This window comes from Nitrososphaera sp., from assembly GCF_013388945.1.
GTDB lineage: Archaea > Thermoproteota > Nitrososphaeria > Nitrososphaerales > Nitrososphaeraceae > Nitrososphaera.
This window is the reverse complement of sequence record NZ_JACAEH010000002.1, coordinates 1-12,990: the sequence shown is the minus strand read 5'-3', so window position 1 is coordinate 12,990 and position 12,990 is coordinate 1. Positions and strand designations below refer to the sequence as shown.

Here is a 12,990-nt window from a genome sequence, read left to right as displayed (position 1 = left end):
CCCTGAGCTCAAAAAACCGGAAAACCTTTTTTAGAAACTTGAAATCATCCGGAAACAAATTGCCGTCTTCCAAGTTCAAGCCGTACAACCACCCGCAGAGCCCGGCGCAGGTCTACCTTTTGATCCACGGCCAGATCCTCAGGGAGACAAACGAGTTTGAAAGGCTTGCAAAGAGGCTGAACAGGAAGGAAAAGAGCCAGATAGCATCCCTGTCAGACTATTTCGAGTTCATCAAAAAAGGTCTTACTTTCCATGAGCAGGGTGAAGAGGATTTCCTGTTTCCCGCGCTCGAGTCGAAATTCAAGCACCTCTCTTCGTCATACATCTTTGACCACGACCACCAGAGCATCACGGTGCTTGACAGCATCCCGAACATACTGAACGAGCTCCGCAAGAGCCCCGACAGCGAACTTCACGACAGGCTGAACCGCCACGCGATTGCCTTCAACACGCTGATGCACCTCCACGTCGTCAAGGAAAACGAGCTCCTACTCCCCATCCTGTACGAGCACTTTACGACTGAGGAGCAGGCCAGCATACTCAGGCAGATGTCAGAGCACGTCCCGCCCGAAGTCAGCGGGCCCTGGCTTTCAAAGACTTTTGCGGTGCTGAACATAAACGACCGGGAAAAACTGCTGCGCGCGCTCATGCAGGTCGCGCCGGCAAACAAGTTTGCAATCATCACCAAGATGCTGAGCGGAGTGGCGGCGCCCAGCGACTGGCAGGCGCTCATACTGCGAATTCCGGAGCTTCATTCCTAGGTTTTTTCGATCGTCGAGTCGTCGCTTCTCAAAATATATTAGCAAGCCCTCTCAATGAGAGTGGGGAACTGCATTTGTCGCTTAGCTTTATCGACATGGTCAACTCGCTTCTGAAGCAAAAGCCCGACCTTACGTCCGACCAGGTACGCGACATGGTCGAGGAGAAAAAGCGCAAGGTCGGAGCAGGCTACCTGACAGACCAGGGCGCGCTTTTCCTTGTAGCTGCAGATCTTGGCGTGTCGTTTGACAGCGCTCCAAAGACACAATCAGGCCTGAAGGACCTGTACGTCGGCGCCAAGGACATAACGGTGACAGGCAGGATAATGAACATCTACCCTGTCCACAACTTTACGAAAAAAGACAGCAACGAGCAGTCGTCCACCCGGACCATAGTCGTGTTTGACAAGGATGCAAAGGTGCGGGTAAAGCTCTGGGACAAGCAGGTAGTCGCCCCCGACGAGATGGGGCTCCAGGCCGGCGACCTTGTCAAAATAATCAAGGGCTACGTCAGGGCGGGCCTTGACGGCAAGCCCATCATAAACCTTGGAAGCTACAGCGCGCTCGAGGTGCTGCAGGACGAAAAGGACATCCCCGGCATCGACTCTGTGACGGTGACTGTAGACGACGTGAAAGAGACGCAGGACAGCGCAGTAATTTCAGGGCTTGTCAATACAAACCCCAGGATAAGCGAGTTTGTGAACCAGCGCGGCGAGCCTAGCAAGTCGCTCCAGATGCAGGTGTCAAACGAGGCAGGCACAAGGACGCTGCGTGCCGTGATATGGAACGTCGACGAGTCCAGGATACCCAAGGTCTTCAAGACGGGCACCAAGGTGCGCCTGATTGGCGTGCGCGTAAAGCAGGGCAACCCGCAGTATGGAAACGGCGACTTTGAGCTCCACGGCGACGAGGGCACGATTCTAGAGTTTTCCGGCTCGCAGCAGGACGTCGACGTGATGCCTCTGCGCATAATATCGGTGGGCGAGGAGACCGGCAGGGGAAGCTTTTTGTGCCTTGCTGTCGACAGGGCTGGCCGGCCTCTGACGCTGACAGTCGACAACTCGCTTGCGTCAGCAAAGACGCTGGAACCGGGCACGATGGTCGAATGCGTGCCTTCAAGGATATTTGGCAACGCAGTCACGCTTGCAAAGGAGGATTCCTATATCCGCGTAATCGACGACGACTCTTCTTTTCCAAGGCTCGAAAAATTCGAGAGCAAGATAAGGAACATCGTGGCGACAAACGAGCCGGTACCAGTCGTTGTAGAGGCCATAGTCTTGCAGGCGCCTGAGAGCAGCGACGTGAGCACAAAGTCCGGCGAGTCCGTGTCAGTCTCGTCGACGCTTCTTGGCGACGACACGGGCGAGATACGCCTGGTGGGCTGGCGCGCCCAGAGCCCGCAGGTGGGCAGGCTGAGCGTCGGCGACAGAATCAGGGTCATAGGCGCGACAGCCGGCCCGGGCAAGGAAGGCAAGGCAGAGCTTACCCTGCGCCCCTACTCGTCGATAGCACACCTTGGCTAGACGCTAGCGTGCAGCATCGCTTTTGAGCGTTTACGTCATTTGCGCCCTGCGACCGGGAGCGCCTGGTTTGCGTATCTCCTGCTTGCAACAAACGCCACGTACGCCGACGCCCCGGCCCCTGCATACATCGCAAGGCCGACTATCAGGTTCCAGTTAAAGCCGATTAGCATTGCCAGGAGCGCGGCCAGGACAGTGCCTACTATTGACGCCACGACGTTTATGCCCCACAGCAGCGTCGTCTTGTTTTCGCCGCCGTTGCCAAAAGACGCCATCCTGATGAGCGACGGGAACTGGAACCCCATGAGCAGGCCTGCCGGCGACAGGAGGGCAAACGTGAGCGCGGCCCTTGCAGGCAGTTCCATCACTATGCTCGAGTCGATTATGCCGGGCAGTGAAAAGAGGTAGAACAGTATCATGCCTGCAAGCACTGGCACTGACACGAACACGGCCTTGTGCGACCTCTCTCTGAAAAGCCTGCCGCTGACGTAGGCGCCTATGCCGCTTGAGAGCAGTATCGAGAACAGTATCACTGTAAGGGCCATGATGGGCGTCCCGAGCAAAAGCAGGAACTTTTGGATGAACGTTATTTCCAGTATCATGAATCCGAGGCCGATAAAGATGGCAAACATCACAAACGCCGCGTTGCGCGCCTTCGAGTCCCCGTTTTCTTTAGATCGGTCTTTCATCCTTCTGGCGTGGCGCACCAGAACTACAGACAGCGCCGCAGAGATCGCAAGGACTGTTGCAAGCAGGATTATCATCTGCTGCGGCACAAGGTCCCTTGCAAAGTAAAACGGCGAGTCGTCCGTCGTCACTGCCGGGTTTATGCCTATCACGGAAGAGACGTGCTGGTTGTAGTCGTCGATACTGCCTGTTGAGAACAGCATGTCATAAGGCGGGCTTGTCTGCTCGCTCCCGAGCATTATCGTCTCCGCCCTGCCGTCTTCGACCTTTTGCCTTATCAGGTCTATCTGCTCCTCCGTAAAGGGCGTGGCCTTGACCATCACGAGCACCGGATAGTAGGTCTCCGTGTCGTCAAGCCGGCCAAAGTACAGGCCGGGCCTGTCTTCGATCACCACGATGTGGCTTGCTATCTCCTCCCTGCTCTTGCCGGTCTCTTCTTGCAGCGCGTCTGCCACGACGGGCATGAGCCTCGGCAGCTCAAAGCTCCACCGGATCATGGCAAGCATGCTGTCGCCCCCGTCCAGATGATTGATGTAGTGCTGGAACGCCTCGGTGGTGTAGAGGTAGTTTTCTGAAAGCGCGTAGCCGCCGGCAAGCTGCGCGGCCCACGAGTCGACCAGCTTGATGGTTATCACGTCGTATTTCTCGCTCGTAGATCCTATGAAGCGCCTGCCGTCGTCGACGTGCAGCTCGACGTCGTCCCTGCCGTACACGCTACCCTCGCCGGCATACTGCTGCACTGTGGACACTATCGTCGGGTTTATCTCGACTGCAGTGACCCTGTCCGCGCCGCCTGCAAGGGCCATCATCACGTCCTGGCCGCCCCCGCTTCCAATCACAAGCGCCTTGTCGGTCTTTGCTATCTCGTACGGAGTGTAGTCCATGTACTGCCGCATCCATCCAAGCTCGCCCTTTTCGCCGCTCCATTCGTAGATTGGAGTCCCGGCGTCTGCGTCGATGATGATGTTTGCAAGCTCCCTCGTGTTCCTGACAGGGCTGTCGCCGGTAGTGTCGACGTTGTCAAACAGGACCTGCCTTGTCACGTCTATCCTTGAAAAAGAGTTCCACTGCGTCGACAGGTGCTCAAACCGCTGCGGGTTTTTCAGCTGCCAGTACAGGCCCTTGTTCGGGCCCGGGTCGACCTTCAAAAAGTCGTCGGCGCCAAGCGCGCCCGGCGACGCGATGGCAGCAGCCATTGCAGGGCTTCCCATAACGAGCATTGCCACCACGCCTGCAAAGATCCCTGCAGAGTATGCCTTTTGCCCGCGCGTCATAATCGCAGGGCCCGCTTTTCTGCTATTCCTTGAGAGCGCCAGCGCGCCTATTATCGAGGAGCCTGCGACGAGCAGGGCGGTAAAGAGGAGCACCGGCTCGGCTCCGAGCCCGCGCATCAGGGGGTCCAGGAGCAATGCAGCAGATGCGGCGCCTACAAGGTCGGCAAAATAGAGCTTGCTTATCTGCCTTGGCATGGCAAAGAATATCAGCGCCATTATCGACCCGACGAAAAAGAACGGCACAGACGACGCAAGGTAGAACAGGTATACAAACGACGGGTCGGGCGGGATCTGCGTGATGACGAAAATGAATACAGGCACGGAAACGGCGTACGCGACAGAGTACTGGATTATCTTTTTGGTGACTGCCGCCGGCTCCATCGGAGGCACGGAGAGCAGGCGCCCGAGCCTGCCCGCCCCCCGCTGCTCGCCGCGGTCTTTTTGGATGTGCACGAGAAGCGAGCCTATCCCGAGGCCGAAGAACGCGACAGAGATTGCCATGAACGCATAGTCGTACCAGAGGATTATGGAAAATACTCTAGTCAGCGCCAGCTCGAACAGGATGGTTGAAAGCGACGCAAAGAACAGGGCGGCCATCAGAAACGCAAAGAATCCTCTTCTTGCCGCCAAACTGTCCAGCACCTGCCGCATTCATCCCCTTTGCCCTTAGGCAGTCGGCGATGATTGTTTAATGAATCGGATTCCGGGTCTATAGAAAACTATTGAAACTCTTTTAGCGACAGGGCTTGCTAAAAATAGAGTCCGGCGCAAAGATGCCGGATTGCAGCTCCCTGCCCCGCGACGCGCCTGTCAGTGGAACTGCTTCATGTGCTCCTGCAGCTCGGCATTGCTCTCAAACTCTTCCATGCACTGGTCGCAGGGAAACAGCCCGCTGCCCGTGTCGTTTTCCTTTGCCGCCGTCCTGTGTGTCTTGGCGTGGTCTGCTAACTCGGCTTCAGACTTGAACTTGGCTCCACATGCGTCGCACTTGAACTTCTTCCCAAACCATCCCATAGGGGTGGGAAATACACCCTTACAATAAAAAGTTGATCCTGCGATTGCCGAAAAACAGGGCTTCGCATACAATAATATACTTGCGCACAAGATGTTGACCTATGCCCGCCAAGAGATGGCTTGACAGCGAGGTATCGCTTGATCCGATAAAGAACCAGACGATTGCAGTCATAGGATACGGTATCCAGGGGCGCGCCCAGGCGTCCAACATGAAGGACTCGGGCCTCAAGGTCATAGTCGGCCTGAGAAAGGGCGGCAAGACCTGGAAGCAGGCAGAGTCAGACGGCCACAAGGTCATGGAAGTGCCGGCCGCCTGCAAGGCCGCCGACATCATACACATACTCATCCCAGACATGGAGCAGGCAGAAACGTACAAGCGCGACATCGCGCCGCACGTGACTGCAGGAAAGGCGCTCAGCTTTTCGCACGGGGCCGCAATTCACTGGAAGTGGATAGTGCCTCCAAAGAACGTCGACGTGATAATGGTGGCGCCAAAGGGCCCGGGGCAGCGCGTCCGCGAGCTGTATCAGGAAGGCTTTGGCATCCCGTCGCTTGTAGCAGTGCAGCAGGACCCGACCGGCAAGGCGTGGGACCGCGTGCTTGGCATGGCAAAGGGCATAGGGAGCACGAGGCCGGGCGTCTTGCAGACCAACTTTAAAGAAGAGGTCGAGACAGACTGGTTCGGCGAGCAGGTCGACCTGTGCGGCGGGACGCACGCGCTTGTCATGAACGCCTTTGAGACGCTCGTCGAGGCCGGCTACCAGCCAGAAGTAGCGTATTTCGAGTGCCTCCATGAACTGAAGCTGATAACAGACCTGGTTCAGAGGTACGGCCTGACGGGGATGTACAACCGCGTGAGCGAGACTGCGCGCTATGGCGGCCTCACTAGGGGACCAAGGGTGGTCGACAAGGAGGCAAAGGCCAAGATGAAGGAAGTGCTCAAGGAGATCCAGTCAGGCGAGTTTGCTGACGAGTGGGTCAGCATCTACAAGAAGGAGGGCAAGAACTCGTTTGCACGCTACATGGACAAGATAGAGAACCACCAGATAGAGAAGGTCGGAAGGGACCTACGCAAGATGATGTGGCCCAAGCAGGAGCCCTAGCGGCCCTTCTTCACTTTTTCGTTGATGTGCTTTATTATCACCGACAGCGGCGTGCCGGGCCCAAAGTTGCCGGTCACGCCCTTGCTTTCAAGCTCCTTCCTGTCAGACTCGGGTATTATGCCCCCGCCCACTACAAGGATGTCGCCTGCTCCCTTTTCCTTCAGGAGCCTTGCCACCTTGGGAAACAGCGTGAGGTGGGCGCCGTTTAAGAGGCTCATCGCAACCACGTCCACGTCCTCGTCGACTGCCATGCTCGCCACCTGCTCGGGCGTGCAGAAGAGCCCCGAATAGATGACCTCCATGCCGGCGTCACGGAATGCGCGGCAAAGCACGAGCGCGCCCCTGTCGTGGCCGTCAAGGCCCAGTTTTGACACGAGCACCCTTATCGGCTTTTGCTGCTGCGCGGTTGCTGCCATAGGACGGGTATCTTGATTTCCTCTTAAAATGTTTATTCCGGCCGGAAGCGACGAATACCGTACGCGCTTTAGAATCGTTATATAAGAAAAGCGCGAATATTACACGTGGAAATAGACGTCGAAAAAGAGACCGTGAAAAAGCAGGTCGACATCTACAGGCAGCTGAGAGAGCAGCTGGTGGCCGACATGAAGCGCTACCGGAAAGACGGCAAGGTAGAGCTTGCGGACATCATCGCAAGGACAGTCGCTGCCTGACAGCTTTAATATTATATCCCCTCCTACAGCCTCACTGTGCTTCCCATAGTCGAGGGCCTCTTGAAGGGCGACAGGCGGTCACTTGCAAGGGCCATATCCATTGTCGATAACAGAGAGCCCGAATCAAGGCAGATAATAAGGGAGATATTCGAGAAAACAGGCGGCGCAAGGACCGTGGGCTTTACTGGCCCCGGCGGCGCAGGCAAGAGCTCGCTTCTGGGCAAGCTGATACCCGAGTGCCAGGCGCTCGGGTACAAGGTCGCGGTGCTCGCAGTAGACCCGACAAGCCCGATAACAGGGGGTGCAATCCTGGGCGACAGACTGCGCATGATAGCAAGCCTGGAGAGCGAGGGCGTCTTTATGAGGAGCATGGCGTCAAGGGGCGCAGTCGGCGGCGTGTCAAAATCGCTTCGAAACGCCATCAGGGTGCTTGACGCTGCAGGCTACGACCTCATCCTGGTCGAGAGCGTGGGCGCCGGACAGCTTGAGATAGAGATAACAAAAGTCGTGAACCTGACAGTAGTGGTGTTTACGCCCAACACGGGCGACAACGTGCAGGCGGTAAAAGCAGGATTGACTGAAGTCGGCGACATATACGTGGTCAACAAGGCAGACCTTGAAGGAGCGGGGCCGCTCTACAACATCATTGTTGATTTGATAGGCGACACCGAGCGCAAGCCCGCAGTCCTGAAGACGTCGGCAAAGACCGGCAAGGGCGTCAGGGAACTAGCCAAGACCATTGACAAGTTGCTAAAGGAAAGAAGCAGTAGTTATAAAGAACGGGAAAGGAAAATGCTTGAAGAGGAATTGAAGGACATGGTTTCAGACATCGTCGAGAGAAAGGTCGCTCTGATGCTTGCCGGTGACAAAAAGCACTCGGCAGTGCTTGACAAGCTTGCCACAAAAAAGATGGACCCCTATACGGCGGCAGAGCAGGTGGCTGAGAGCCTCTTCAAGTGAGGTGGACAGGATGGCAGACAAGATAGTAACCGATTCAAACATCCCCGTAAAGCGCGTCTACAAAAAATCTGATATCAAAGGCCGCAAGGACGAAGACCCGGGAAAATACCCGTATACGCGCGGCCTGTATCCTAACATGTACAGGGAGCGTCTGTGGACCATGCGCCAGTACAGCGGCTTTGGCAGCGCCGAGGAAACAAACAAGCGCTTCAAGTTCCTGCTCGACAAGGGCCAGACAGGATTGTCATTGGCGTTTGACCTGCCGACGCAGACTGGCCGCGATTCCGACCACCAGATGTCAGAGGGCGAGGTGGGCAGGACGGGCGTCGCCATCAGTTCCATAAAGGACATGATGACCTGCTTTGAGGGGATACCGCTTGACAAGGTAAGCTCGTCCATGACGATAAACTCGACGGCGTCGACCCTGCTTTCGTTGTACATCACGGTTGCCGAGTCGCAGGGCGTAAAACCTGACCAGCTGCGCGGGACGACCCAGAACGACATACTGAAGGAGTACATCGCCCGGAACACCTACATCTACCCGCCCAAGCCGTCCATGCGGCTGATAGGCGACATGATAGAGTACTGCTCAAAGAAGGTGCCCCAGTGGTACCCGATAAGCATATCAGGCTACCACATCCGCGAGGCAGGCTCAAACGCCGTGCAGGAGCTTGCGTTCACGTTTGCCGACGCAATCGAATACGTAGAGACTTGCACCTCCAGGGGCCTCAAGGTGGACGACTTTGCCCCCAGGCTCTCGTTCTTTTTCTGCTGTACGATGGAGTTCTTTGAAGAGATTGCCAAGTTCAGGGCGGCAAGGCGCATCTATGCAAAGATAATGAAGGAGAGGTTCAAGGCAAGGAGCCAGAAATCGATGCACCTGCGCTTCCACGTGCAAACCTCGGGCGAGTCGCTAACAGCGCAGCAGGTGGACAACAACATCGTCAGGGTCGCGACAGAGGCGCTGTCTGCGGTGCTCGGCGGATGCCAATCACTTCACACCAACTCGCGCGACGAGGCTCTGGCGCTCCCGACAGAGCAGTCCGCAAAGGTGGCGCTCAGGACCCAGCAGATATTGGGGAGCGAGACCGGCGTTGTAAAGACGGTAGACCCGCTTGCAGGCTCGTACTATGTCGAGTCGCTCACAGACGAGATAGAGGAGCAGGTCTGGAAGTACCTGAAGCGGATAGACAGGATGGGAGGCGCCATGGCCGCAATAGAGAAGGGATACTTCCAGGAAGAGATACGCAACAACTCGTACAGGCTAAAGAAGGAGATAGACGAGAACAAGCGCGTGATTGTCGGCGTCAACAAGTACCAGGACGCGCACGACGTCGAGCCGGCGCTCAACAAGATAGACCTGGAGATAGAGCAGAGGCAGGTGGCAAGGCTCAAGGAGTTCAAGTCAGGCCGCGACGTAATCCAGGTGGACAGGGCGCTCTCGGCGCTCCAGAGGGCGGCAGAAAAGGACGAGAACCTCATGCCCTACATCATCACCTGCGTCAAGTCTTACACCACGCTTGGCGAGATAAGCAACACGCTGGGTTCCGTCTTTGGCAAGTACGAGGCCAAGGTCTCGTTCTGATAATTATGTGAGAAATCGCTTCCCGTGTGCATCTCTTTTGGCTGTTGCTTTCGGGGCATCATACATTCCATCCATCGCTTTATGGATCCAGCGACAGCGTTGATGGAGATTGGCAAACGCACTATGCAGTTAATGGTTTTGTGAATTCAGATCCCGCCGCTTTCTTGCCAGATGTCCTATCAGCCTTGCCGAAAATAGCGCTGAAAAAGCAACAACTGCCAGCACGAGGAGTGAGGTGGTTGCCATCAAGACGGCCGGGCTGACTTGCAGCAATGAAACAACCGCAGCAACAGCAGCAACTCCTGCCAGGACGATCGCAAGGCGGTTGCCTGCTCTGCGGAATTTCTGCGCCGCGATGGCCGCCGGCCAGAAATACACCGCCCCTATCATAGAGCTTGCAACTATGCCTGCCGTCACTGCGCCGTACTCTCCCGGTATTGAAGTGTACGCTTTCTCCGATACCGTCAGGATTCCAAGCAGAGGATAAATTGCTATTTTGACTACCTGCTGCAGCCAGGGCTGCTCACGCTCAAAGTCGGCCACGTAAGGACTGAATGAATAGTACCACGAGTTAAAGACGCTCATGAAACTGGCACCGGCTGCCGTGGATAAAATGTGATTGTCCCTAAAGCCTCTCAGGAATTGTACCTGGGGCGTCAGTTCGGAGCCAAATGCGGCTGTTGCGATCAGACATTCGCTTGGAACATTCTGAATGCCAGCACTGCTCTGTTCGATTGTGAATGGAATTTCCTTGACCAGATCTCCATCAGTGTAGATATCGACCTTCCACAGGCCCGGCTTGAGCGCGGCAGGATTATCCTTTACATAAATGAAGTTATTGACCACGTAATAGGTCCAGCCTGTGTATTCCCGTCCGGGGGCTTCAATAGTCCGCGTTTGATTCATGTAAAGCGTGCCGTCTGGCTGGTACCACTTGAAGTCAACAGTGTGCTCAGGAGGGAGGACGTTCATGAATTTTATCCACGCATAGACAAGCCCGTCCTGGTCGTTGAATGTGGTTGTGTGTTCAATCGGCCTGTATGGCGAGGTATCCTCCCATGCATTGCCGATGGCATAGTCTGCTATCTGGAATTGCTGCGTGACAGGCTTTGCCCACCAGATGTTTGTCTTTCCAGGGCCAAACTTGGCTACACTTTGTTTCATCTGCTCGTCGCTCAATCCGGCGCTCGTGTTGGGAATGACTATCTGTTCATTTGAATATACAAACACGCCTGCCTTGCTTTTTACGTCCATCACCCAGACTGGCCCTTCCAGTACCGCTATTGAAGTTGCGCCGTCATCGGCCACCTCGATCGAGAACTCGGATGCCAGGGGCACTACAGTAACATTAGGCGTAATGACAATAGGACCGCCTGGCACTATTACCTCCGTGCCTTCTATTTTAGGTTCACCTGTGAAATACGCCTGTCCATTATAGAGGAGGTAAACAGACTGCCGGAAGCATTCTGCACTTGCAACTACGTTAACATAAGGAACTTCAACTCCAAGCACAGCACCTACGCACGCAAGTGCGGTCTCTGCGATCTGCGGGCCAAGTACTTTGTGTGCGTCAACCAGAGACGAGCCCAAGTCTTTCCAGAACTGTGAGTCGTCTATGGGGGGTTTCACGATGGGATCGAGCTCCGCGTCCGGCGGCAGGGTGATGCTAAGGCCGCCACTAGGAGTAGAATTAATGCCAGCTACTCCGACTGTCGTGGACCTGCCAATTTTTGTTTTGTGGCCGTCATCTGATGAGAGTCCGACGTTCCCGTTCTGGCCCGTCCTAACCGTGACTCCAGACCGGATCTCTTGACCTTCCTCGGCAGGTGAGACATAATCATTCTCGATTATATCTGCATCTCCCTGCACATTGTCAACCTTGCGTTTGTCTATCAATGACAGAAATGATTCCTCGCTTACAACAAGCGTTACCGTTGTAGACGTGGTACAGAGCTTGCCGCTGTCAGGGTCGACGATCTCCGCGTTGACTGTAAGCGGATATGTGCCCAGAGCTGCGTGCTGCGTGGTTACATGCAATAGAACGCTAAGTGGGCTTGCCTGTATGGTCGTCGGGTTAAATGTAAAGTCGGGTACAATAGTCGTGTCATCTGCACCCAGTACACCAAAATAGACCTGAACCGGCACGCTGCCGCTCCAAGCGACGGACATCCTGTAGCTGACACTATCAGAAGGTGTGGCTAATTCTCGTGGATCGGAGGCCGGCGGGAGTGTTGGAGTAATCACAAACTCCGGGCACTCCTCGGTCTGCCCTTCTGGGCAGCCATCATCGTCTTGGAAGCCGTCGAGGTCTTCCGGGACGTTAATACACTGATCCTGATCATCAGGTATCCCGTCTTCGTCAAGATCGTCGCCCAAGCTAAATCCCTCCAGAGTCACATAATTTACAAAGCTACCATTAGATACAGAACCCGAGGAATGCTCGCAGCGAACTGTAATGGCGTAAGTACCCGGTTCTGGCAGGCTGAAAAATATCTGACCAGAGTTGGCAATCCCGTCATCCACAGGCTCTGCATGCGAAGCAACCTCTTGACCATCGGCGAATACCCTGAAAGTTACACTGCCGGTCCCGTAGTCATCGCCAAGGACAATCACGGAAATGTTGCCGATGCTAAATATCGCCGGTTGATAGGCACGTTCGGGCTGTGGAGGATCGTTGATACAGTTTCCAAGCTCGGCACTGGCAGGCTTTATCAGCGCGCCTGTTGAGGCAACTAGCATCGCCATCAGAGATATTGACAGTGAAGCCCTGTAGCAAAAAGACCCGAAAGCCGCTGATTTCAACTAGCGTCTAGCTGACGACCGCAAGGTTATAGCGTTGCAGTCTGCAGTGCCATGCAAAGAATTGCGGGAGATCTCGCCGGGTCCTTTTTTAGGCAAAGTTTTCCTGCAGGTATCTCTAGGCGCGCCGCGTCCTTCTCGCTCACCGGCTTGCCATGCGCAAAATCGAAAGATGATTAATAAACTGGAGGAGGGCAAAGCTAGGCTGTGAGAGTAGACCACATCGCGATTGCGGTAAAAAGCGTCGAGGAGGCTTTAAAGAACTACCAGAAGATCCTGAAGGTCGACCACCTGGAGATAGAGGAGGTCCCAAATGAAAAAGTCAAAGTAGCGATGCTGATGCTCGAAGACACGAGGATAGAGCTCATGGAGCCGACTGCACCTGACAGCCCGATTTCCAAGTTCTTGCAGGACAGGGGCGAGGGCATACACCACATCGCGATAACTGCCGACAGCATTGTAGAAGACGTCGAGCGCGCAAAGGCGCAGGGCATGCGCAAGCTTGGAGACCTGCGCACGGGCTCGTACGGCCGGCGGATAACCTTCATACACCCCAAGTCCCTCAACGGCGTCCTCACGGAATTCTGCGAGGCCCCGCCCAAGCACGAGAGCTAGGTGC

11 protein-coding genes are annotated in these 12,990 nt (G+C 55.5%); 7 read left to right on the top strand and 4 right to left on the bottom strand.

What is annotated here, in order from left to right; all coding sequences use genetic code 11:
• Positions 1–59 precede the first annotated feature (59 nt).
• Both HXY31_RS00510 and HXY31_RS00505 read left to right on the top strand, forming a co-directional pair.
• The gene (locus HXY31_RS00510; RefSeq protein WP_292638369.1) at positions 60–761 is read left to right on the top strand and encodes a hemerythrin domain-containing protein; all 702 of its coding nucleotides are present in this window, start codon (positions 60–62) and stop codon (positions 759–761) included.
• A 74-nt stretch (positions 762–835) separates the two neighbouring features.
• On the top strand, positions 836–2,281 hold the full coding sequence (locus HXY31_RS00505; RefSeq protein ID WP_292638367.1) for a hypothetical protein: 1,446 nt from the start codon (positions 836–838) through the stop codon (positions 2,279–2,281).
• 35 nt (positions 2,282–2,316) lie between these two features.
• On the opposite strand, the gene HXY31_RS00500 is transcribed toward HXY31_RS00505, so the two are convergent.
• Positions 2,317–4,869 carry a hypothetical protein gene (locus HXY31_RS00500; protein WP_292638365.1) on the bottom strand — a complete coding sequence of 851 codons (2,553 nt, stop codon included), beginning with the start codon at positions 4,867–4,869 and terminating at the stop codon, positions 2,317–2,319.
• Between the two features lie 180 nt (positions 4,870–5,049).
• Positions 5,050–5,253, bottom strand: coding sequence for a C2H2-type zinc finger protein (locus HXY31_RS00495; RefSeq protein WP_292638363.1), 204 nt, complete (start codon positions 5,251–5,253; stop codon positions 5,050–5,052).
• Positions 5,254–5,354: 101 nt separating this feature from the next.
• Here HXY31_RS00495 and ilvC point away from each other — a divergent pair, with 101 nt between their 5' ends.
• Positions 5,355–6,356, top strand: a complete 1,002-nt coding sequence (ilvC, locus tag HXY31_RS00490) for a ketol-acid reductoisomerase (RefSeq protein ID WP_292638361.1) — start codon at positions 5,355–5,357, stop codon at positions 6,354–6,356.
• Here the strand turns inward: ilvC and HXY31_RS00485 are convergent.
• The gene (locus HXY31_RS00485; protein ID WP_292638359.1) at positions 6,353–6,772 is read right to left on the bottom strand and encodes a cobalamin B12-binding domain-containing protein; all 420 of its coding nucleotides are present in this window, start codon (positions 6,770–6,772) and stop codon (positions 6,353–6,355) included. The two genes, ilvC and HXY31_RS00485, sit on opposite strands and share 4 nt — an antisense overlap.
• Before the next feature lie 105 nt (positions 6,773–6,877).
• On the opposite strand from HXY31_RS00485, the gene HXY31_RS00480 reads away from it, so the two are divergent.
• The 3 genes from HXY31_RS00480 to HXY31_RS00470 are packed head-to-tail and all read left to right on the top strand — an operon-like array spanning position 6,878 to position 9,572.
• Complete coding sequence (locus HXY31_RS00480; RefSeq protein ID WP_292638356.1) at positions 6,878–7,027, top strand: hypothetical protein; 150 nt, start codon at positions 6,878–6,880, stop codon at positions 7,025–7,027.
• Between the two features lie 36 nt (positions 7,028–7,063).
• Positions 7,064–7,987: a methylmalonyl Co-A mutase-associated GTPase MeaB gene (meaB, locus tag HXY31_RS00475; protein WP_292638353.1), complete on the top strand. Its 924-nt coding sequence runs from the start codon at positions 7,064–7,066 to the stop codon at positions 7,985–7,987.
• Positions 7,988–7,997: 10 nt separating this feature from the next.
• On the top strand, positions 7,998–9,572 hold the full coding sequence (locus HXY31_RS00470) for a methylmalonyl-CoA mutase (protein WP_292638350.1): 1,575 nt from the start codon (positions 7,998–8,000) through the stop codon (positions 9,570–9,572).
• Between the two features lie 129 nt (positions 9,573–9,701).
• On the opposite strand, the gene HXY31_RS00465 is transcribed toward HXY31_RS00470, so the two are convergent.
• The gene (locus HXY31_RS00465) at positions 9,702–12,374 is read right to left on the bottom strand and encodes a CFI-box-CTERM domain-containing protein (RefSeq protein WP_292638347.1); all 2,673 of its coding nucleotides are present in this window, start codon (positions 12,372–12,374) and stop codon (positions 9,702–9,704) included.
• A gap of 204 nt (positions 12,375–12,578) precedes the next feature.
• Between HXY31_RS00465 and mce the strand changes: the two genes are divergently transcribed.
• Entirely contained in the window at positions 12,579–12,986 is a 408-nt protein-coding gene (gene mce, locus HXY31_RS00460) for a methylmalonyl-CoA epimerase (protein WP_292638345.1), read from the top strand.
• Positions 12,987–12,990 lie beyond the last annotated feature (4 nt).

Bases quoted from the DNA above. Each gene is read 5' to 3' on its own strand.
- HXY31_RS00495 (WP_292638363.1), bottom strand. From the start codon at position 5,253: ATGGGATGGTTTGGGAAGAAGTTCAAGTGCGACGCATGTGGAGCCAAG.
- ilvC (WP_292638361.1), top strand. From the start codon at position 5,355: ATGCCCGCCAAGAGATGGCTTGACAGCGAGGTATCGCTTGATCCGATA.
- HXY31_RS00485 (WP_292638359.1), bottom strand. From the start codon at position 6,772: ATGGCAGCAACCGCGCAGCAGCAAAAGCCGATAAGGGTGCTCGTGTCA.
- HXY31_RS00470 (WP_292638350.1), top strand. From the start codon at position 7,998: ATGGCAGACAAGATAGTAACCGATTCAAACATCCCCGTAAAGCGCGTC.